Raw genomic sequence first — 20,999 nt, 5'->3', positions numbered from 1 at the left:
GGGCTGTCCGGCTCTGCCCGGGGCCACCGGCCATGAACATTAAGTCATTCGACTGTCGCCCCTGACCTGCGCCTGAACGATGCTGAACGGGTCGCCCGCGTGCCGGTGCCGGGTCGTCGTCGTGCTCGGAGGAAGCAGCCGTGAACCGTACTCCCGTTGTCTTCATCCATGGCGCGTGGCTGCACGCGCTGTCCTGGGAGTCGTGGGCGGAGCGTTTCGCGAGTCGCGGCTTCCTCGCCTTCACACCGGGCTGGCCGGGGGAGCCCCTCACCGTGGGGGAGATGCGCAGGTCCTCCGAGGGGCTGACCGACGTGGGCCTGGATCTGCTGACGGACCACTACGCCAAAATCGTAGACTCGTTCGATATTGCGCCGGTGATCATCGGCCACTCGGTCGGCGGGCTCATCGCCCAGCACCTCATCGGGGCCAACATCGGCCAGGCCGCGGTGGCCATCGCCCCCGCCCCCGTCAATGACATCGTGCTGCCCGCCCCGCCCACCGGACTGTGGATTCCCGGGCACGCCGACGGCGACGCTCCCCCGGCATCCGGCACCCTGGCGTTCGACCCCTTGGTGTCCCTGTCCGCGGAGCAGTTCCACCGCTTTGTCGCGAACACGGTCACCGAGGAGGAGTCGGCCCGGCTCTACGACCGCTACGTGGTACCGATGCCCCGCCGGCTGCTCGCCGACCTCGGGTGCGCGGACTCGCCCCGCAGCCCGCGTGCCGTGGCCGACGTCGGCAACGCGGACCGCGGCCCGCTCCTGCTGATCTCGGGGCAGGAGGATCTGCTGGTGCCCGACGCCGCCACGCGCGCGGCCTACAAGCAGTACGGCGACTCGATGGCCGTGACCGACCTCAAGCAGTTCGCGGACCGTGCGCACTCACTGATCATCGACAACGGATGGCGGTTCGTCGCGGACTATGTGCTCGGCTGGCTCGACGAACACGGCCTGCGGGCCCACTCGCTGTAGGAGGCCGGCGGGAGCGCACTCATACGTTCTGGTCATCCGGAATCTTGCCCAGCGCGTCGCGCAGGGCGGCGCGGGAGGTGATGCCGAGCTTGGGGAAGACCCGGTACAGGTGTGAGCTGACCGTGCGCGGCGACAGATGCATGCGCTCGCCGATCTCTTTGTTGGTCAGGCCGCTCGCCGCGAGGTTGGCGATGCGGCGTTCTTGCCAGGTGAGTTCGGCGAGCTGTGTGGTCGCGCGGGTGGCGAGGCCGGAGACACGGAGTTCGGCGTGGGCCCGTTCGGCCCAGGTGGCCGCGCCCAGCCGCTGGAAGGTCTGGGCGGCCAGGGTGAGGGAATGCCGGGCGGTTTTGGGGCCGTGGGTGTGGCGTTGGCGGATGCCGTGGGCGAGGTGGATGCGGGCGAGTTCGTAGGGGAAGTGGTGGGCTTGGGGGTGGGTTTGGGCTTGGTGGTAGTAGTGGTCGGCTTGGGTGGGGTCGGGGGTGGTCATGGCGAGGGCGCCGTAGGTGGTGAGGGCGAGGCGGGGGCTGATGTGGGGGAGGCCGGCGTGGTGGGCGGCCTGGGCGTGTTGGTGGGCTTGTTGGGTGCGGCCGGTGTGGAGGGCTGCTTCGACGAGGTCGAGGAGGGTGCGGGGGGCTTGGTGGGCGTAGGGGTGGAAGGTGCCGGGGGGTGTGATGCCGATGGCGTGGAGGTAGGCGGCTTCGTAGTCGCCTTCGGCGAGGGCGGCGGTGGTGCCGATGGTGTCGGTGATCTGGGTGAGGAAGCCGACGCCGCGGGGTCGGGCCCAGGCGTCGACGGTGGCCTGGAGTTCGCGGGCGTGCTCGACCTGGCCACCTGAAGAGCCTGTTCACCCCCACAGCACCCTGACACCCCACGACCCGCGGCCCGACCGCGGCCCGGCCCCCCCAGGGCTACGTACCTACTGGCCGAGGTAGCGCAGCACCGCCAGGACCCGCCGGTGCTGGCCGGTGGCCGTCTGGCTGAGGCCCAGTTTCATGAAGATGCCGGTCACATGCCGCTCCACCGCGGCGACACTGACGAAGAGTTGCTCGGAGATACCTGTGTTGGAGTGGCCCTCGGCCATCAGCGCCAGGACCTCCCGTTCCTTCGGCGTCAGCGCGGCCAACGGATCCTCCGGACGCTTGCGCCCCAGCAGTGCCGCGATCACATCGGGGTCCAGGGCCGAGTCACGTGCCAGGACACGCTCGACGGCGTCTATGAGGATCTGCGGGCTGGCCACCTTCTCCTTCAGCAGATAACCGACCCCGCTCGGATCGTCCCCGACCAGGTCCAGCGCGTAGGAGGCGTCCAGGAACTGGGAGAGGACGATGACGGCGGTCTCCGGCCGGGCGGCGCGGATCTTCTGCGCGGCCCGCAGACCGTCCGCCTCCAGGCCCGGAGGCATCCTGATGTCGGTGATCACCACGTCGGGGCGGTGCTCCGCGGCGGCCCGGACGAGGTCCACCGCGTTGTCGACGGCCTCGACCACGTCGATGCCCGACTTGCGCAGGATGGCCGCGATACCTTCGCGCATGAACGGCTGGTCTTCTCCCAGCACCGCCCGCAGTGGTTGATTCATGCCGGGATCCTAACCCGCGGTGCGCCCGCGCCGAGTTGGCGAGGAAGGTGAGACAACCGTCCTGGCCTGCGCGGCCTCAACGCGACACCGCGAGAGCGGCCAGGACATGTCTGGTGCTGCCCGTCTCGGCGATGCGCGGGTAGATCTTGGTGAGGGTGTGCTCGTGGGCCACGCCGTCGGTGTCGGTGACGGCGTCGACCGGGACCGTGACATGGAAGTTCTGCTCGTGTGCGTCGCGGACGGTGGACTCCACACCGCTGCTCGTGGCGATACCGGTGACGACGACCTGGGTGACGTCCCGCCAGCGCAGCCACTCGCTCAGGCCGGTGCCGGTGAAGGCACTGCGCGAGTACTTGGTGATCAGATGGTCGTTGTCGTCCGTGCCCAGCTCCGGAACGAGTTCGGTCCACTCCGGGGCGACCTGGGCGGGGAAGCTCGCGCCGAGGTCGTTGCGGCCCTGGGGGCCACCGGCGACGTTGACGAGCACGACGGGCAGCCCGCGGCGGCGGAACGCGGCGAGCAGTTCGGCGTTCCGGGCGAGGACGTCGGCGGCCGGGTGCGCGAGGGGCAGTTCGACGATGCCCTTCTGCAGGTCGACGACGATCAACGCGGTCCTCCGGTCTAGGGCGGTGATCGGCACGGTCACTCCTGGCTGCGGGTGGACACCTCGTGACGAGCACGGATCACGAGGTGACAGGCATGGGTGCTGTTTGCACCTGTTTCGCTTTTCGACGTTAACACGTGTGCGTAGCGTCGCTGATCGGCCAGAGCCTGTAGGTGTTACCCGCTCACACGGAGACGCCGATGGATTCGACCTCGCGGGCGTACAGGCGGGCCAGCTGTACCCGGGAGCGGACACCCAGCTTCTCGAAGGCGTGCCGCAGATGGGTGTTCACGGTGTGCGGGGACACGAACAGCCGTTCCGCCGCCTCGCGGTTGGTGGCCCCCTGCGCGATCAGGCGCACCACACCGAGCTCCGACCTGGTCAGTCCGCGCCATTCGGCGGCCGGTGCCGCGGGCGCGGCGGACGCCGTGGCCAGGGGCCGGGCGCCGAGCGCACGCAGTCTTCCGCGCACCCGTTGGGCGTCGCGTTCGGCCCCGCAGGCGGCGTAGCCGTTGAGCGCTTCCTCGAGACGGGACAGAGCACCGCGGGCGTCGGCCGCCGCGAGACACGCACCGGCGTCCTCCCGGGCGCGGGCCCGCAGCAGGGGGCGGACATCCCCGTAACCCTCCGCCGCCGCCACGAGCAGCTCCGCGTCACCCGCGTACAGGCCCCGCGCGTGCGTGGCGGCGGCGGTGAACAGCGGCAGGCCGGGATTGAGCCGGGCCCGTTCCTCGGCGAACTCCACCGCCGCGGCGGCCACCTCACGCTGCCCGGAGGCGAGCGCCGCCGCCACCAGCAGCACGACGTCCCCCGCATCGACGCAGGCCACGTGCAGGAAGCCGCGGCGCAGATGGGCGGCGGCGCCCTTGAGCCGCTCGCCGCTCAAGGGCTCGTCCCGATAGAGAGCGACCAGGACCGACACCCACGCTCCGGCCCGGCGCAACTGCCGGTCGCCGTCAGCGAGACAGACCTCCGCGCGCTCCGCACACGCCTCCAGCTCCCGGTCGTCGCCGGTATGGAAGGCGGTCCGGGCCCGCGCACACAGCACGGCCGCCTCGGCGGCGGCGTCGGAGGTGCCCGCCGTGGCCGGTTGCTGTTGCCCGGTCGGCTCATGGATGACGGCGAGTTCCCGTACCGCCTCCCGCAGCCGGCCGCCGCCGAGCAGCATCCGGGCCCGCGCGGGCCGCCACAGCGCCGCGTACGCCGCACGGCCCCGCTGTTCCGCCTCCGCCAGACCGCTGTCGATGAGATCCGCGGCGCCTTGGTGGTCGCCGGCCAGGCCCAGCAGCTCGGCTCTCCAGATCAGCGACAGGACGACCTCGGGCAGCATGGGCCCGTACGCCGGATCGAGTTCGGCGGCCTGCGCCGGCACCGGTTCGCTGTGCCGGAGGGCGTCACTCCAGCGCTGCCGGTGACAGGCGCTGATCGATCTGAGGGTGCGCTGTGTGAGGTCGTTCAGCGGATGGGTGCCACGGGCGTGTGTCAGGGCCCCGGCCACGGTCCCGCCGGCCTCCTCGGCCGCGCCTGACAGGAGACGGTTCAGCAGGGTCGTCGACCGCAGCTGGTCCTTCACCGGCAGCGGGACGTCGGTGTGTTGCAGGGCCCGGCGCAGGTGGGCGTCGGCCTGGGGCACCGGGAACGGGCCGCCCATCCGGGCCAGTTCCAGGCAGACGTGCGCATGGGTGACCGGGTCGGGAGGGGCCTGGAGCACCTCACGGGCCAGGGCGCGGGCCTGGTCGGGCTCGCCCGCCTCCCACAGCAGCGGCACCAGCCGCGCCGCGAGCCGCGACCGCCGGGGCGTGGCGGGCAGGGCCAGCTCCATCGCACGGCGCACATAGGCGGCGCCCGCCGCCGGTGCGAGGGGGGCGGCCTCTCGGGCGGCGGCCTCCAGGACGCGGATCGCCCGTTCGTCGCCGGGGTCCGCCAACGCGCCGATCTCGGCCGCGAGGGCCGTCGCGGGGGTGCCGTCCGCGAGCCGGAGGTCGACCGAACGCCGGCGCAGGGACACGCGTACCGGAAGCGGCAGCGTCGCGACGACGGCCGCACGCAGCGCCGGATGCACGAAGACGAGATGGTCCTGCTCGGTGCGCATCAGCCCTGCCGCGAGCACCTCGCGCAGCGGGCTCAGCAGCGCCGGTTCCCTGAGCTCCAGCATGCGGGACAGGTGCCGTACGCCGATGCTGTCGCCCAGCACGGAGGCGGTGAGCACCAGTTCCCGGGCGGGCGGCGTCAGCTGGTCGAGCCGGCGTGTGACGACGGCCGAGGCCACCTCGTCCCGTCCGGGCGACGAGGTGAGCAGCGCACACGCGTGCCGGATCGTGCCCGGCAGTCCGCCGAGGAGCGGCAGATACGGTTCGGCCTCCGCGGCCCGCGGGCCCATCAGGTCCGTCACGAGCCGTCGTACGGCATCGGGGGCGAGGGCGGTGAGTTCGAAGCCGTCCGTCTGCTCGGCCGGCAGGTCGCGGCGCAGAGCGGTGACCGCGGGCACGTCGAGGTGGGAGCGTGCGGCGAGAACCCACAGCACGGGCAGCCCGGCCAGCCGTGCGGTGAGCGTGCGCAGAGCCAGCAGCGTCAGGTCGTCGCACTGGTGCACGTCGTCGTGGACGACGAGGACCGGCCGCTGTCGGGAGAGTTCCCGCAGTCCGTCCTCGACCTGCCGCAGCACCTGGTACGGAGAGCCGGACTCCCCGGCTCCCGCCTCGGGTTGCTGCTGCGCGAGGGCGCCCAGCAGCGGGGCGGTCAGGACCGTTGCTCCCGCCGGGGCCGCCTGCTGGGCGGCGAGGGCCAGCAGATGGGACTTGCCGGAGTCGGCGGGCCCCTCGATCCACAGCACTCCACCCTCATGACGGTGGACGAGACGCAGCACGCGCCGTAGGAGCAGCTCCGGGGTGTCGGTCATCGTCGCCTTCATCAAGGCAGCCTCCAGTGTTCCGTGTGCCGCACGGCCCGGCCGGGTCACATGTGAGGTGTCCCGGCGGCATCGTGAGGTGTGTCGCACGCGACTCAGCATGTGTCCTCGTCGCGGCCGGTGGCTGTCAAGGACACCGGAGCCGCTCAGAGGGCCCGCCTGACGGAGGATGTAGGGAAAACCCGAGCTCTGGGTGCGGACGGGCCCGGACCCGACGGTTCCGGTCCGGCCGGGGTCCGGACGCCGCCGCAGGTCACACGGCCGGTCTCCGCCCCAGGGTGGGGTGGGCCCTACAAAGCCTCGGGGGAACCCCGAGGAAGGCCGAGGGAACACACGACAGACCGAGCTGCGGCCCGCTCAGAAACTTGTGCTCGGCTCGGAAGTTCCGCTCAAGAACGTGAAGTGTGGGGGACGGCCGATCCCACTGGACATCCCTTGGGCCGCCCCCCACCGGAAACAAGGTCTCACCGGCAGTACGAGAAACGTGTCGCAGTACATCGAACACCTGTGGCGCAGGAACGGGGAACAGAGATGGCTCAGCTGGAAACACCTCCCCATGAGGTGCGCGACCGGATGCGCCAGCCCGTACCTCATCCGGCATCTCAGCAGGTGCGCCGCTCCGGCGCCCGGTGGGACGCCCGCCCGGGCGGTGCCCTCACCCGGGCGACGATGCTGGCCGGCTCGCTGGTCTCGGCGACCGTGGGCGGCCTGCTGATCGTCGTGCCCGTGCACACACCGGCCGCGGCCGGGACGCTGTTCGGGGTGCACATCGCGGTCCAGGGGGTGCTTCAACTGCTGGCCGTACGCCGGTCCACGGCCTCGGCGGCTGTCCACTGGCTGCTGGCCGGCGGTGGCGTCGCCGCGCTGCCGCTGGGCGCGATCCTCTTCGCCGGCCGCGCCGACACGGTGTTCCTGCTCGCTCTGTGGACCGGCTGCGCCTGGCTGCTGCGCGGCCTGACCATGGCGATCTCCGTCACCTCGCCCTCGGTGAGCCACGTCTTCGTCTACGACGACGTCCTGAACGCGGTGATCGTCTCGGCCGGTCTGTTCATGACCGCCTTCCCCTTCGTGTCACCGGAGCAGCTGGCCCATGTCGGCGGCTTTGTGCTGGTGGCCACCGCGGCCTTCGAGGCGCTGGCCGCCGCACGCCGAAACCCCCGCACACTGCGCGCCATCGACTGAGCTCAGCACCACGCAGCAGCACCATCCACGTTCCACGCCGAACGACCGGCTGAGGTCCTAATAGGAGGCGACCATGAAGAAGTGCCACCTCGCACTGGAGATCACCCACTGGGTGTGTTCCGAGCTCGATCTGCCGCTGCAGTGCGAATTCTCCTACGACACCCAGGACCCGCTCGCCGTCACCGTGGTCTTCGACACCGAGGGCGTGCGACCGGTGACCTGGGCCCTGTCCCGGGATCTGCTGGCCGACGGCATGGTCGCCCGGGTGGGCGAGGGCGACGTGATGCTCTGGCCGGTGCTCGATCTCGACGGTGAGCCGTCGTCCTTCTGCGTCCGTGTGGGCAGCACCCGCAAGGCGGTGTTCGAGGTGCCCGCCGAGCCGGTCATGACGTGGCTGGCGAGGACCTACGACATGGTCCCGCGAGGCACCGAGCTGGACGGCGTGGACTGGGACGAGTGGGCCCAGCTGGCGGAGTGATGCCGCCGGGCCCGGCCGCCGGGGCCGGACCGGCGCAGGGAGACAGGGAGAGAGGAAGACCATGCGAAACACGCCGAAGAACACACTGCGCCCCTTGCTGGCCGACTGGCAGTGGCAGCAGCGCGCCGCCTGCCGCGGGATGAGCAGTTCCACCTTCTTCTCGCCGCCGGGCGAACGGGGCCGGGCACGCCGCCTGCGCGAGGAGCGGGCCCGCGCCGTCTGCGGCCGGTGCGAGGTCGTCGACATCTGCGCGGCCACGGCCCTGAGGCACGGGGAGACCTACGGCGTCTGGGGCGGGCTCTCCGACGACGAACGCCGACAGCTCGGTACGGACATGGAAAGCAGCTCCGACAGGACCGACACACACGACGTGGCCTCGCGGTGACGAGCGGGCCCGGGCCCGCAACGGTCCCGTCGGCCCTTCCCCCCCAACTCCCTGCACCCTCCTGCTCCGCCGCCACCGGCCCCGGAGCACCGGCTTGAACGCCGGGCCGCGCAGCAGCAGAACGCGGGCGCCACGTCTCGTCCCGATCGGCGCCGGTCACCATTGCGTGATCAGCGGTGTGTCCGGTCCGTGCCGCCGCCAGGCTTCGGTGAGACGGACGAGGCGGGCAGGGGCGGCGATGCCGCGCACGGTGGCGATCCTGCCGCCCGTGAGGTCGAACGTCACCGCGCCGACGACCTGGTCGCCGAGCACGAAGAGCAGAGCGGGTGCGCCGTTGACGAGCGCGTAGTGGACGGCGGGCGTGCCGCCGGCAAGACGCCGCTTCGCGGCTGTCGGTTTGAAGCCGGCCCGTGCCACGGCGGCGATGCGCTGCGGGGTGTCGAACCGCATCAGCTTCTCCGTCAGACCGGCGCCGTCGGAGACCGCGGTCGCGTCGTCGGTGAGTAGCTCCCGGCCGGTCAGGCGTCCGACGATCGCCTCGATGGCCTGTCGGCCGGTGTAGCCGGCGGAGCCGCAGGACATCGGCAGCGGGCGGCCGTTGTCGCCGACGGCATGGACACTGTCGCCGACGGCGTAGATGTCCGGATGCGAGATTGAGCGCATGGTGCGGTCGACGACGATCCGGCCGTCGCCGGTGACCTCCAGCCCGGCGGCGGCAGCGAGGGAGCCGACCGCGAAACCGGCCGCCCACACGGTGGCGTCCGACGCCAGGACCGTGCCGTCGGCGCACAGCACCCGTGCCCCTTCGACGGCTTGGACGCCGGTGTGCTCCACGACGGTGATGCCCAGCCGGTCGCACGCCCGGCGCAGGTGGCCGCGGGCCCCGGCGGAGAGCCGGGTGCCCAGCTCGCCGCGGGCGATCAGCGTCACCGACAGGTCGCGCCGGGTCTCGGCGATCTCGGTGGCGGTCTCGATGCCGGTCAGCCCGTCGCCGACGACCACCACATTGCCCTCTCCGCCGCCCCTGCCCAGGTGCTCCAGGCGGGCACGCAGACGCAGCGCCGAGGGCCGGGCGGCGACGTCGAAGGCGTGCTCTGCCACGCCGGGGACGCCGTGGTCGTGTCCGTGGCTGCCGAGCGCGTACACGAGCGTGTCGTAGCCGAGATCCCCGCCACCGGCGGTGTCCGCGACGGCAACGCTCCGGCGCTCGGGATCGACAGCGGTCACCCGGGCCACCCGCAGCCGGATCGCGGTGCCCGCGAAGACGTCGGTGAGCCGCGGCGCCTCGATGTCCCGGCCGGCCGCCAGCTGGTGCAGCCGCAGCCGCTGGACGAACTCCGGCACGGCGTTGACCACGGTGATCTCGGTGTCCGCCGAGGACAGCCGACGGGCCAGGTTCCCGGCCACGTAGGCGCCGGCATAGCCGGCGCCGAGCACGACGATGCGGTGCTTCATGTGATGCTCCTGTCGGTTCGCTTGCTCCCGGCGACTTGAGCGGGACAGCGGCGCGATTGCTGACAGGAGCTGCATGTGGCGTGGGTCATAGAGCATCGGCGGAGGGCGGCGGATCAGCCGTGGGGCGCGGGCGCCACCGCCGGCGCTGCGGCGGGCAGGGAGACGCCCTTGGGCCGGGACAGGCCCGCCAGGCGATGGGTGGTGTACACCAGCAGGGACAGGCTGACGGCCGCCAGCACCGCGTAGGCGGTGTCGTCGTCGAAGCTGTCCCAGGCGGTGTGCAGGCCCACGGCGACCGCGTAGACCAGGACCAGTACCCCGACGGAGCGGCGGCGCCAGTGGTGCGCCGCGGCCGACCACAGTGCGGCGCTGGTCAGCCCGGTCCACGCCATGTGGGCGGCCGGGCTCAACAGGCCGCGCACCACCAGCAGATGATCCACCACGTGCAGGTCGCCACCGGACTGGACGAGTTCGACGAAGGCGTACCCCATCGTCTCGAACACCGCGAAGCCCGCGCCCGACGCGACGCCGATGAGCAGGCCGTCACCGGGGGAGCGGTGCCGAATGAACAGCAGCAGCACGAGCGGCATGACCAGTTTCGCCGCCTCCTCGATCACCCCCACGGCGGCCATCGGCAGGACGTCCAGCAGGATCAGCGTCCGGTACTCCAGGAACCCGGCCGTGGTCACCCCGATGGCGCCGCCGACCAGCGCCGTGACGCCCACGACGGACGATCCGACGCCGAAGTCGAGCCGCCGCCCGGCCACGAAGCTCACGAACGCCGCCGGTACCAGGGCTGCCCCGAAGAAGAGCAGGGCCGGGACGAGATTGGGGTTCCCGGTGGAGATCAGTGCCGAGTGGATCAGCCAGAACAGCAGCAGGCCGACGGCCAGAACGGCCAGCCAGCCCCAGCGCCGACCCACCCGGACCAGTCTGCCGTCGTCCCTGCGGACCGAGTTCTGAATGTCGAACACGGGATCCTCCTTTCGCGAGAGCGGAGTGTGCTCCGCCCGAGGCTGCCCTCGCGGGACGGCGGACCGCATCGCACAAACATGCCAAAAGGGGCAAAGGGGGGGAGGGCTCCCGGTCGGCCGGCGGCCAATCACTCACATGTGTGATGTCTCGCCGCGGGCGCCGACGACAGCATGTGCGTACGCAGCCCCCGGGACGGCGAGTGTGAGGAGCCCTCAGGTGCCAGGATTCACGCAGGAAAGGGACGACAGCACATACCCGCCCGACACCTTCGGGACGTCGGGACGCCGCATCCGGGTGCTGAGCGGTCACGACGTGGCGCTGGTCAACGGGCCCGTCTTCCTGGTCGGCCTGTTCTACGCGGTCTCCCCCTGGGTGCTGGGCTTCGCCCGCACCCATCACGACCTCGCGGTGCACGACCTGGTCGTCGGCAGCGCCATCTGTCTGCTGGCCGGCGGCTTCACGGTGGCCCCGGAACGCATGACCGGACTGAGCGGCGCGCTCGGGGTCACCGGCCTGTGGATGGCGGTCTCGCCCTGGGTGGTGGGCCACGCCCCGGGCCGCGCCACCGCCGTCGGGGGAGTGGTCCTCGGCGTGCTCGCCCTGATGCTCGGCCTGGTGTCGGCCGTCCTGGTCCGCCAGGCCAACCGAGTCCCCTGACGTCCGTGCCCCGCTTGTGAGGAGAGGCCGATGGCCGCACCCGTACCACCCCGCCACGACCCGCGGTCCCCCTGGCGCTCCGAGGGAGTCCCCGGCGGACCGCCCGCCCCGGACGGCCGCCGCTCCCGCAACGGCTGCCTGCTGCAAGTCCTGATCTTCCTGGCCATCTACCTGGGGACCGGCTTCCTCTACAACGGCATGCACGGCGACGGCACCACGTCCGTCGACTACACGGTCTTCACCGCCCAGCTGGACACGGGCAACGTCAAGACCGTCTACTCCCGCGGCTCACAGATCCAGGGCACCCTGAAGCAGGCCCGCAAGGTTCCCGGCAGCACGCAGGACACGACGTACGTCCACTTCAAGACGTACAAGCCCGCCTTCGCCGACAACGACCAGCTGTGGAAGGAGATCGAGCAGAAGAAGGTGTCGGTCTCCGCCTCGCCGGTCGCGCAAGGACCCGGGCTCGGCCAGTCCCTGCTGGTGTCGCTGCTGCCGACCGCGCTGCTGATCGGGGTGTGGGTGTTCGTGGCCCGCAAGGCGGGCGGCGGACTGGGCGGCATGAGCGGCGTGTTGGGCCGTAAGCCGCCCAAGCCGGTCGAGGCCGAGCAGGAGCGTACGAGTTTCGCCGACGTGGCCGGCATCGACGAGGTGCAGGACGAGCTCAACGACGTCGTCGACTTCCTCAAGCGCCCCGACGCCTACCGCAGCATGGGCGCCAAGATGCCGCGCGGTGTGCTGCTCGCGGGTCCGCCCGGCACCGGCAAGACGCTGCTCGCGCGGGCGGTGGCGGGCGAGGCCGGGGTGCCGTTCTTCTCCGCCTCGGCATCCGAGTTCATCGAGATGATCGTCGGCGTGGGCGCCTCCCGGGTGCGGGAGCTGTTCGCCGAGGCGCGCAAGGTGGCCCCGTCGATCGTCTTCATCGACGAGATCGACACCATCGGGCGGGCCCGCACCGGCTCCTCGGTCGGCGGCCACGACGAGCGCGAGCAGACCCTCAACCAGATCCTCACCGAGATGGACGGCTTCTCCGCCTCCGAGGGCGTCATCGTCATCGCGGCCACCAACCGCGCCGAGATCCTCGATGCGGCGCTGACCCGACCCGGCCGCTTCGACCGGGTGGTGACCGTCTCCCCGCCGGACCGCACCGGCCGCGAGGCCATCCTGCGCATCCACACCCGTTCCATGCCGCTCGCCCCGGACGTCGACCTCGCCCAGGTCGCCAAGACCACCCCGGGGATGACCGGCGCCGAGCTGGCCAACCTCGCCAACGAGGCCGCCCTGCTCGCGGTCAAGCGCGACCAGGTCCGGGTCACCGGGCACGATCTCGCCGATGCCCTGGAGAAGGTGCAACTCGGCGCGCAGCGCCCGCTGGTGATGCCCGAGGAGGAGCGCCGCCGCACTGCCTATCACGAGAGCGGTCACGCCCTGCTGGGCATGTTGCAGCCGGGCGCCGACCCGGTCCGCAAGATCACGATCGTGCCGCGCGGGCGGGCGCTGGGCGTGACGCTGTCGACGCCGGACGCCGACAAGTACGCCTACACCGAGGAGTACTTGCGCGGCCGGATCATCGGCGCCCTGGGCGGCATGGCCGCCGAGCAGGTCGTGTACGGCGTGATCACGACCGGCGCGGAGAACGACCTGGAACAGGTCACCAACATCGCGCGCGGCATGGTCGCCAGGTGGGGGATGAGCGAGCGGGTGGGCCGGCTGTCGGCGCTGCCCAACGACGGCCAGCAGGCGTACGGGCTGGCCGCCGCGCCGCAGACCCTCGATGTGATCGACGGCGAGATGCGCCGCATCGTCGACGAGTGCTACGAGGAGGCCTGCACTAAACTCCGCGACCACCGAGCCCAGTTGGACGCCCTGGCGCACGCTCTGCTGGAGCACGAGACCCTGGACGAGGCGGACGCCTACCGCATCGCCGGAGTCCTGTCCCTCGCGAAGGACTGAGAGCGGCCGACCCCCCTCCCAGGCGCTCTTTCAAGTCAACAGGGTGTTCTTTCAAGTCAAATGACTGATGCGTGCCCCTGGACCGGATGTGAGAGTCAGGCCAGTGGTGGGGCGCGGTGGGCGAGCCGCCGGGCCCGGGGGGAAGGAACCTGCGCGATGACGTCGATCGCCGGCGATTGGGGATGCGTCTTCGACGTCATACGGCAGCCCGTCTGGGCCGTGGACGCCGCCCAGCTCGTACGCTACGCCAACCCGGCGGCTGCGGAAGTGATGGGCTACGGCGCCCCCTCCGAGCTGCTGGGGCTCGACGGCCGCCCGTTCCCGGCTGCGGACCTCGACGGTCGTGGCGAGGGCACACTCACCCGGAGCGACGGCTCGCTCCTGCCGGTCGAGTGGACCCGGCTGCCGCTGCCCGGAGCGCGCGGCGACGCGGTCCTGTACGTCTTCCGTCCACTCGGCGCCGAGCCGTTCCTCGGCAACCGTGGCCCCGGGGAGACGGGCCCGCCGTACCGGCGCCTCGCGCACCGGCAGGCCGAGCGGGAACGCCGTCACGCCAGGATCCTCCAGCACGAGGTGCAGGAACGGATGGTCAGGACGCTGCTCGGGCTGAGCATGGCCCGCGAGGAGCTGACCGCGGCCCCGGCACAGGCGGTCGCACTGCTCAGCGACGCGGTCCGTGACACCGAGGAGGCGCTCGCCACGGTCCGGGAGGTCACCGACGCCCTGTGCCCCGGCGCCCTGCGCGCCGGAGGACTGCCCGTGGCGCTCGCCGCCCTCGCCCGGCGCCGGCCCGGACGGCTGACCGTCTCCGGCACCCTGTCCGAGCGGCTGCCTCAGCTGGTCGAGACCCACGCCTACCTTTTCGTCGCGGAGGCCATGGAGCGGGCCGTGGTCGGCGGTGCCGCCGACCACGTCCACGTCACCGCCGACCACGTCCACATGGACTCTGAGGGGCCCGCTCTGGTGGTCACCGTGGCGGACGACGGAACGGAACCCGCGACGGGCGCGGACCTGGCCGCCTTGACCGAGCGGGTGGCAGCCCTCGACGGCACCCTGACGGCGCGGCACATTCCCGGCACCGGGACCACGGTCACCGCGACCGTGCCGTTGGCCCCCGCAGACACCGCCTGAGAAGCGGTCGCGCCGCCCGCCTCTGACAGGCCGTCCGGCGCAGGGTGCACGGGGAAGAGGACCGGGAACTGGGCCCGGTGGCACACCGACCACCTCATGCGGAGGCTCAGGCCGCGAACCCGATGTTGGTGACGTACTCGTACTGCCCCCACTGCGAGCCCAGGTCCACGATCTGGTCGACCCAGGCGTCGTCGAGGGCCTGGAGGTTGTCGGCGGCCCAGGCCTCGACGATGCGGTCCCAGTGGCGGACGTTGAGGGTGCGGTACTCCACCATGCGCTGGCGGGGGCGGGGGACCTGGGACTGGTTGAGGGGATGGATCTCGACGCGGGTGCCGCGGCCCTCGCGGTTGAGGCGGGCCAGGAGGTAGCGGGCGGTGTTGTGGCGGCGGACGGTGCGGTAGGCCTGCTCGATGCGGTCCAGGTTCTTCTTGGAGGGGCTGCGCCTGCCGTCCAGCCACGCCTTCAGCGTGCGGTCGGTGACCGTCAGTCCCGCGGCGCGCGCGGCGGCCCGGGCGTGGTCGGTGCGGGTGAGGTAGTGCAGGCGGGCCAGCAGACCACGGCGGGCGGTGACAGGGGTGGCGATGTACCCGGCGAGGGCGTCCAGGCGACGGGCGACGGCCTCGTGGCCCTTGATGCCACGGGCGCCGTACATGCCGAACTCATGAGTGCGCTCCGGCATTTTCCTCTCCTCGCTCGCCCCGGGTGTCCCGCAGGAGATCAGTATGGGCCAGGAGGGGGAGAAGTTCGCCGTACGGGGTAACGGTGTTGCCGCGTGGCCCGGTTCCGGGGGAGTGGGGCTTGGGTCGCTCGCCTGCGTTCTCGGTCGCTGTCAAGAAGGCCCAGGTCAGGGAGGTTTCGGCGGGGAACAGCGACTGAAGCGATTGAATTTCGAAGTTGTGCGCGGGAGTCGGTGCGCGCACCAGTGCTTTTCGGACGGCCCGGCCTGGGCCGGCCCGGCCCGGCTTCAGGTCGGCTGCAGAGTCGCTTGAGTCGCTTCGGTCGCTTCAGTCGCTGGCCCGTGGGCGGGGTCGGCTTCGGTCGCTGCCCTCCGATCGGCCCGAAGAGCCGCCGATGAGCGACCAGCGACTGAAGTCCAGCTACCGAAGCCGGTTCGGTAGCTGTTCAGTCGCTGTGAAGAAGTTGCAGGTCAGAGGCGGTTCGGTCAGGGAAACAGCGACTGAAGCGACTCAAGGCCCGGGTATATGAAGACATTGGCGCGTGCGTGCGTGTGCGCGTGTGCGCGTCATATATTCAGTCGCTGAGTCGCTTCAGTCGCTGTTTTGGTCTCTCTACCCTCTCTGACCTGCGGTTTTCTTCGAGCGACTGAACAGCTACCGAAACCCGTTCAGTCGCTGGGTCGCTTTCGTTGAGTAGCTGAGCCCTCGAAGGAAATCGAAACTCTGTTTTCCACAGGGGACGCTCGTTTCCCACTTGCTTCGCTAGGCTGTTCCGGTCGCTCAGTCGCTTCGGTCGCTGGTGGGGGGTGCGCATGGCCTCTGAGCTGCACAACTGGCGTAGCTACTCATCGGCGTCCGCACCGTCCGCGGGCCCGCTGGTGACGGCTCGGTGGTGTGCCAGCCGGGGATGGCCCGTCCATCCCCTGGCCCCGGGGCGCAAGACCCCCGCGGGCAACTGCGAGGACTGCCGTCGGCCCGGCCATCACCACAAGGGCTGCGGCTGCCCGGCCGCGGGCCGCTGGTGCCACGGATTCCACGCCGCCACCCTGGACTTCGCCCGCATCGACAAGTGGTGGGGCGCCAACCCGGGCTTCGGCGTGGGCATCTCCTGCGGCCCCGCGGGACTGCTCGTCGTCGACATCGACGCGCACGAACGCCAACTGCCGCACCGGGACCGTCTGCTGCCGGGCATCGCGATCTCCGACAGCATCGACCTGACCGGACTGGCCAACGGCTTCCACACGATCGGTGTGCTGGCCGCCCTGCGCGGCTTTCCCAGCCCCGCCGACGACGAGACCACCCTGCGCGTCAGGACCCCCTCCGGCGGCCTGCACGTCTGGTACCGGGCCCACGGCGGGCACCGCTGGCAGTGCTCCACCGGCTCCGGCGGCCGCGCGCTGGCCTGGCAGGTCGACGTACGGGCGCACGGCGGGTACATCGTCGCCCCCGGCACCGTCACCGACGCCGGGATCTACGAACCCGTCGGCCCCGCCCGGGAACCCGCACCGCTTCCCGACTGGCTCGCCCGCGAACTGGAGCGCACCGGCCACCTGCCGCCCCCGTACGTCCCCGCGCCCCGTCCGGTGCCCCCACGGGCCCGGCAGGCCGTCCTCGCCGCCGGAGGCGGCCAGGGAGCCGCAGGGCGCGTCCTGGCCGCACTGCTCGCGGAGGTGGCCGCCTGCGCCGCCATGGCCGAAGGAGCCGCCTTCTCGGAGAAGCTGAACCGGGCCGCCTTCACCGCGGGCGGCCTGGTGGCCGGTGGGCAGCTCGCCGAGGCCGAGGCCGAGCACGTCCTCAAAGAAGCCGCCGAACACGCCAGGCCGGGCCAGGAGCGGCGCTACACGGCCATCATCCGCAGCGGGCTCGACGCCGGCCGCACCCGCCCGCTGCTGCCGGGAGGTCGCGCATGACGTCCCGCCAGGAGGACACCCTCTTCGACGCCCAGGCCGTCGCCGCACAGATCCTCGCCCAGCCCCCGCCCGAGCCGGCTCCCCGCCCGGAGGAGGCCGACCCCGTGCAGACGGAGGCCACCGCCGACGGGCTGCTGCCCGACACCCTCAGCGACCGGGGCAACGCCAAACTGTTCGTCAGGCTGTACTCCAACGACTACCGGCACGTCCCCGGGCTCGGCTGGTTCCGCTGGGACAGCACCCGCTGGCAGATGGACGAGGACGACACCGTGATGTGGGCGGCCGGCGACCTCGCCGAGTCCCTCGCCAGCAACGACCCGCGCGGCGTGTACACCTCCCTGGCGCTGCAGCAGCACCGGCGCCGCGCCCTGAGCACCAGCGGCATGAACGCGATGCTCGCCCAGGCCAAGTCCGCCCCCGGCATGGTCCTCAACGCGGCCCGCCTGGACGCCGACCCGTACGCGCTGTGCACCCCGGCCGGCGTCGTCGACCTGCGCACCGGGCTGATCCGCACCCCCGACCCCGACAAGGACTTCCACTCCCGCTCCACCACCGCGGCGCCCCAGGCGATGCCCACCCCGCGCTGGGACCGCTTCCTCACCGACACCTTCGGCGACGGCCCCGACGGCGCGGAGATGATCGACTTCCTGCATCTGCTGCTGGGCTACTCCATCACCGGCGACGTCGGCGGGCAGGTCATGCCGTTCCTGTTCGGTTCCGGCAAGAACGGCAAGTCGGTGCTGCTGGACGTGCTGATCAAGCTCGTGGGTGACTACGCCGACGCCGCCCCGCCCGGCTTCCTGATGGCCCGCCCCTACGAGGGGCACCCCACCGACCTGGCCGAACTGCACGGCCGACGCGTCATCGTGTGCAGCGAGGTCAAGCCGGGGGACCGCTTCGACGAGGCCCGGGTCAAGCTGCTGACCGGCGGCGACCGGATCAAGGCCCGGCGGATGCGCCAGGACTTCTTCAGCTTCCAGCCCACCCACAAACTCTGGCTGCTGGGCAACCACCGGCCCGAAGTGGGCACCGGCGGCTTCGCGTTCTGGCGCCGCATGCGGCTGATCCCGTTCGAGCGGGTCGTCCCGGACGACCGCAAGGTCGACAACCTCGCGGACATCCTCGTCACCGAGGAAGGCCCCGGCATCCTCAACTGGCTGATCCTGGGCGCCCGTCGCTACCTGGGCGGCCAGAAGGACCTCAACGGGCCCGAGCGGGTCCGGATCGCCACCACGGCGTACGCGGAGACCGAGGACCACACCGGACGCTTCCTGTCGGAATCCTGCCGACTTGCCCCGGAGTTGAGGGCCGAACAGGCACAGCTCTACGCGGTATATAAGAGCTGGTGTCACAATGAGGGCGCCCCGGCACTCTCATCCCGGGCCTTCGCGGCGCGGGTCCGTGAGGTGGTGGGACTGGAATCACCCAAGGAGATGATTCTGTCCAACCAGCGTAAGTACTACCCGGGCATCGGACTTGTCGCCGACGAGGAGACAGCATGAGCGCCCTCATCGCCGAGGACGAGCTCGTCCACGAGGACGATCTGGTCTGGCTCGAAGACATCAGCACGCTCGACTACGTACGCCAGAGCCTGGACCGGCTGCCGACGCGCCGAGGCAAGCCGGCCTACCACCGCGACGGCCGCATGGTCGGCTACGCGGTGCTCGGCACCCGCGCCAAGCCCTCCCGCTCCTCGGGCACGTTCCGCCGCCGGGTCTTCTGGCTGCTGCCGCACGACCGGGACACCGACCCCGAAGGCCTGTACACGACGGGCGCGCCGGCCGAGGCCATAGACCCGCGCACCCTCGCGCCGGGCAGCAAGGGCCGCAAGACCGAGCGCTCCGAGGGCGGCCCGCTGTCGTCGGACGTGGCACAGCTGCAGCCGTGACGGCGGGGCACTGAGGCGCTTGACTATCCCTCGCCCTGCTCCGGCTCGGCGGCGTCGTCCGAGGCTGTCTCCGGTGCGGTGTGCAGGACTTCACGGGCCTGCTCGGCCGCGCGCAGGATGCTCTCGCTGATGAAGTCCAGGAAGCGCGCGATGTTCTCGAGGCGGGCCGCGGCAGGGGTGTCGGGGCCGAGGACGGCGACCCCTTGGCGGGCGGTCGCGACGAGCTGGTCGTTGGCGCGGGCACTGGCGATGGTCGCCTGGTAGAAGAGCTCGTCGTCGACGATGTAACGGTCGCGGCGGCGTTCGTCGCGTTCGCGGCGGACCAGGCTCTGGCTCTCCAGGAACGCGATCGCCTTGGAGATGGACGCCGGGCTGACCTGGAGGCGCTGGGCGAGCTGGGACGCGGTGAGGCTGCCCGCGTCGGTGGTGAACAGACACGTCAGCACCCGGGCCGTCATCTTGGGCAGGCCCGAGCCCATGAGGACGGTGGTGAACGTCTCCTCGTACTCGGCCACGGCCTCCGCGTCGCGTCCGCCGCGCTGCGGGGTGGCCTGCGCGCCGCGCGCGGGCGTGGCACGACGCCGGTGCGCGCGCCGCTCGGTGGCACGTTGGGCCAGGTCGGCGCGGTAGCCGGTGGGGCCGCCGTTGCGCATCACCTCACGTGTGACGGTGGAGGTCGGGCGGTCGATGCGACGGGCGATCTCGGCGTAGGCGAGGCTGTCGGCCAGTCCCAGCGCGATCTGCTGGCGTTCCTGCTGGGTGAGTCTGCCTCCTGGCACGGGGTCTCCTCGGCGGTCCGTGGTGGCGGTGCGCGTGTTTTTCAACTATAGCTGGTTGCAACGATTTCATTATCTCGAACTGCAGATATGTCGATCTCTCGCAACGAATTGGCCGTCTGGGGAGCAGAAAGCGACGTGGCGTTTCCGCGGACGCGCACCGGCGGACCGGCCGCGGCCGGCGGGTGGCGCGCTGTGGTGCCTCATGAGTGGCTGCGGGACAGTTCCGGCTCGTGCTGCGCCGTCCGGTCCTGTCGGGGAAGCAGGAGCGGGCTGGTCAGGATGAGCAGTCCCGCGACCGTGAGCGCGGTGCGTGGGCTGGTGACGTCGGCGAACAGCCCGGCGAGCGCGGTGAGGACGGCGATGGACGCCTGCTGGCCGATCGACCAGGCCGACAGGGTGCGGGCGACGAGATGCTGGGGGGTGTGGTCGAGCCGGTAGGTGGCGAGCACCGGGCCGTACAGACTCATGTTGATGATGATGGCCAGCTCGACGGCGATCACCGTGACGAGGCCGACGACCCCGGGACGGACGAAGGCCAGGCCGATCAGCCAGATGGCGCGCAGGGTGCCGACGGTCCGGAAGACCCGGTGCCGGCCGAAGCGGGCCACGACACGGCGGGCCAGCCGGGAGCCGACGAGTCCGCCGAGGCAGGGAGCGGCGAAGGCGAGGGCGTACTGCCAGGGCGGGAACCCGAGCCGGCGCAGCAGGAGCACGGCCAGCAGCGGCTCGGTGGCCATGATCAGACCGGCGACCAGCAGCTGGTTGAGGTAGAGCGGCCGCAGACCGGGGTGGCCCATGATGTGTCGCCAGCCGTCGAGCAGCGCGCCTGCCCGGACCGGGTTCTTGCCGGTGGTTCGCGGTGCTTCTTCCTGGCCGCGGATCGCGGTGATGCCGAGCGCGGAGAGCAGGTAGCTGAGCGCGTCGGCCACCACGGTCGTGACCGGCCCGAGCAGGCCGATCGCCGCCCCGCCGAGCGGTGGCCCCACCGCGATGGAGCTCCAGTTCGTGGACTCGAACCGCGCGTTGGCGACGAGCAGGTCATCCGGCCGGACGAGGGCCTTGAGGTAGGCGCCGCCGGCCGCGTTGAAGGCGATCTTGGCTGCGGCGACCACGGCCGAGACCACGAGCAGTTGGACGAAACCGAGCCATGCGAAGGCGTAGGCGACGGGGATTGTCGCCATGGCCGCGAACCGGGTCAGATCCATCATGATCATGACCGGGCGCTTGCGCCGGAACTCCACCCACGGCGCGAGCGGCACCGCGATCAGCGCACCCACCGCAGGTCCCATCGCGGACAGCGCGGACACCTCGGCGGGTCCGGCATGCAGCACCAGCACGGCGATCAGCGGCAACGCCCCGAACCCCAGCCCGGACCCGTATGCGCTCACCGCATACGACGCCCACAGCCAGCCGAACTGCCGGCCCAGCCGTCTCCTGCCCACCATGCTCAGCGCACTCCCCTTGGTCCCC

At 71.5% G+C, this 20,999-nt stretch carries 18 protein-coding genes and 1 pseudogene; 10 read left to right on the top strand and 9 right to left on the bottom strand.

From position 1 onward, the window contains the following. The first annotated feature begins 140 nt into the window (after positions 1-140). Complete coding sequence (locus DI272_RS14660) at positions 141-971, top strand: alpha/beta hydrolase (RefSeq protein WP_109495799.1); 831 nt, start codon at positions 141-143, stop codon at positions 969-971. Between the two features lie 19 nt (positions 972-990). Here the strand turns inward: DI272_RS14660 and DI272_RS14655 are convergent. The 4 genes and pseudogenes from DI272_RS14655 to DI272_RS45975 all read right to left on the bottom strand — a co-directional run. After that, positions 991-1,800 (bottom strand): annotated as a pseudogene (locus DI272_RS14655) (LuxR C-terminal-related transcriptional regulator); the annotation flags it as partial. Positions 1,801-1,887: 87 nt separating this feature from the next. Beyond that, the gene (locus DI272_RS14650; protein WP_109495798.1) at positions 1,888-2,547 is read right to left on the bottom strand and encodes a response regulator transcription factor; all 660 of its coding nucleotides are present in this window, start codon (positions 2,545-2,547) and stop codon (positions 1,888-1,890) included. Positions 2,548-2,623: 76 nt separating this feature from the next. After that, a complete protein-coding gene (locus DI272_RS14645; protein WP_109495797.1) occupies positions 2,624-3,187 on the bottom strand; it encodes an isochorismatase family cysteine hydrolase in 564 nt (187 codons plus the stop codon). Positions 3,188-3,335: 148 nt separating this feature from the next. Continuing rightward, positions 3,336-6,050 (bottom strand): helix-turn-helix transcriptional regulator, encoded by a 2,715-nt coding sequence (locus DI272_RS45975; protein WP_309221656.1) that lies wholly within the window; start codon positions 6,048-6,050, stop codon positions 3,336-3,338. A gap of 540 nt (positions 6,051-6,590) precedes the next feature. On the opposite strand from DI272_RS45975, the gene DI272_RS14635 reads away from it, so the two are divergent. The 3 genes from DI272_RS14635 to DI272_RS14625 all read left to right on the top strand — a co-directional run bounded on the left by DI272_RS14635 (position 6,591) and on the right by DI272_RS14625 (position 8,104). Continuing rightward, positions 6,591-7,241 (top strand): hypothetical protein, encoded by a 651-nt coding sequence (locus DI272_RS14635; RefSeq protein ID WP_258314556.1) that lies wholly within the window; start codon positions 6,591-6,593, stop codon positions 7,239-7,241. Between the two features lie 73 nt (positions 7,242-7,314). After that, positions 7,315-7,719, top strand: a complete 405-nt coding sequence (locus DI272_RS14630; RefSeq protein ID WP_109495795.1) for an SsgA family sporulation/cell division regulator — start codon at positions 7,315-7,317, stop codon at positions 7,717-7,719. 61 nt (positions 7,720-7,780) lie between these two features. Next, a complete protein-coding gene (locus DI272_RS14625; RefSeq protein WP_109495794.1) occupies positions 7,781-8,104 on the top strand; it encodes a WhiB family transcriptional regulator in 324 nt (107 codons plus the stop codon). A gap of 156 nt (positions 8,105-8,260) precedes the next feature. Here DI272_RS14625 and DI272_RS14620 read toward each other — a convergent pair whose 3' ends face one another. Both DI272_RS14620 and DI272_RS14615 read right to left on the bottom strand, forming a co-directional pair. Then, positions 8,261-9,559, bottom strand: a complete 1,299-nt coding sequence (locus DI272_RS14620; RefSeq protein WP_258314555.1) for an FAD-dependent oxidoreductase — start codon at positions 9,557-9,559, stop codon at positions 8,261-8,263. A gap of 113 nt (positions 9,560-9,672) precedes the next feature. Continuing rightward, positions 9,673-10,533 carry a PrsW family intramembrane metalloprotease gene (locus DI272_RS14615; protein WP_258314554.1) on the bottom strand — a complete coding sequence of 287 codons (861 nt, stop codon included), beginning with the start codon at positions 10,531-10,533 and terminating at the stop codon, positions 9,673-9,675. Between the two features lie 217 nt (positions 10,534-10,750). On the opposite strand from DI272_RS14615, the gene DI272_RS14610 reads away from it, so the two are divergent. The 3 genes from DI272_RS14610 to DI272_RS14600 all read left to right on the top strand — a co-directional run bounded on the left by DI272_RS14610 (position 10,751) and on the right by DI272_RS14600 (position 14,275). Further along, positions 10,751-11,191 (top strand): SPW repeat protein, encoded by a 441-nt coding sequence (locus tag DI272_RS14610; protein ID WP_258314553.1) that lies wholly within the window; start codon positions 10,751-10,753, stop codon positions 11,189-11,191. Between the two features lie 30 nt (positions 11,192-11,221). Continuing rightward, entirely contained in the window at positions 11,222-13,144 is a 1,923-nt protein-coding gene (gene ftsH, locus DI272_RS14605; protein ID WP_109495792.1) for an ATP-dependent zinc metalloprotease FtsH, read from the top strand. A 156-nt stretch (positions 13,145-13,300) separates the two neighbouring features. Beyond that, a complete protein-coding gene (locus DI272_RS14600) occupies positions 13,301-14,275 on the top strand; it encodes a PAS domain-containing protein (RefSeq protein ID WP_109495791.1) in 975 nt (324 codons plus the stop codon). Positions 14,276-14,381: 106 nt separating this feature from the next. On the opposite strand, the gene DI272_RS14595 is transcribed toward DI272_RS14600, so the two are convergent. Continuing rightward, complete coding sequence (locus tag DI272_RS14595) at positions 14,382-14,954, bottom strand: transcriptional regulator (protein WP_109495790.1); 573 nt, start codon at positions 14,952-14,954, stop codon at positions 14,382-14,384. 810 nt (positions 14,955-15,764) lie between these two features. Between DI272_RS14595 and DI272_RS14590 the strand changes: the two genes are divergently transcribed. The 3 genes from DI272_RS14590 to DI272_RS14580 are packed head-to-tail and all read left to right on the top strand — an operon-like array spanning position 15,765 to position 18,750. Beyond that, positions 15,765-16,862: a bifunctional DNA primase/polymerase gene (locus DI272_RS14590; protein WP_109495789.1), complete on the top strand. Its 1,098-nt coding sequence runs from the start codon at positions 15,765-15,767 to the stop codon at positions 16,860-16,862. Next, positions 16,859-18,364: a phage/plasmid primase, P4 family gene (locus tag DI272_RS14585; RefSeq protein WP_109495788.1), complete on the top strand. Its 1,506-nt coding sequence runs from the start codon at positions 16,859-16,861 to the stop codon at positions 18,362-18,364. Before DI272_RS14590 ends, DI272_RS14585 begins: the two co-directional genes overlap by 4 nt. Continuing rightward, positions 18,361-18,750, top strand: a complete 390-nt coding sequence (locus DI272_RS14580) for a DUF6009 family protein (RefSeq protein ID WP_109495787.1) — start codon at positions 18,361-18,363, stop codon at positions 18,748-18,750. The genes DI272_RS14585 and DI272_RS14580 overlap by 4 nt, the downstream gene beginning before the upstream one ends. A 23-nt stretch (positions 18,751-18,773) precedes the next feature. Here the strand turns inward: DI272_RS14580 and DI272_RS14575 are convergent, their stop codons facing one another. Together DI272_RS14575 and DI272_RS14570 are read right to left on the bottom strand one after the other, a co-directional pair. Continuing rightward, positions 18,774-19,529 carry a helix-turn-helix domain-containing protein gene (locus tag DI272_RS14575; RefSeq protein ID WP_109495786.1) on the bottom strand — a complete coding sequence of 252 codons (756 nt, stop codon included), beginning with the start codon at positions 19,527-19,529 and terminating at the stop codon, positions 18,774-18,776. A gap of 200 nt (positions 19,530-19,729) precedes the next feature. Beyond that, the gene (locus DI272_RS14570) at positions 19,730-20,974 is read right to left on the bottom strand and encodes an MFS transporter (protein ID WP_109495785.1); all 1,245 of its coding nucleotides are present in this window, start codon (positions 20,972-20,974) and stop codon (positions 19,730-19,732) included. Positions 20,975-20,999 lie beyond the last annotated feature (25 nt).

The sequence above is a fragment of the Streptomyces sp. Act143 genome (assembly GCF_003143935.1).
GTDB lineage: Bacteria > Actinomycetota > Actinomycetes > Streptomycetales > Streptomycetaceae > Streptomyces.
Note: the sequence above shows the minus strand (reverse complement) of the source record. Positions and strands in the feature narration are given on the sequence as shown.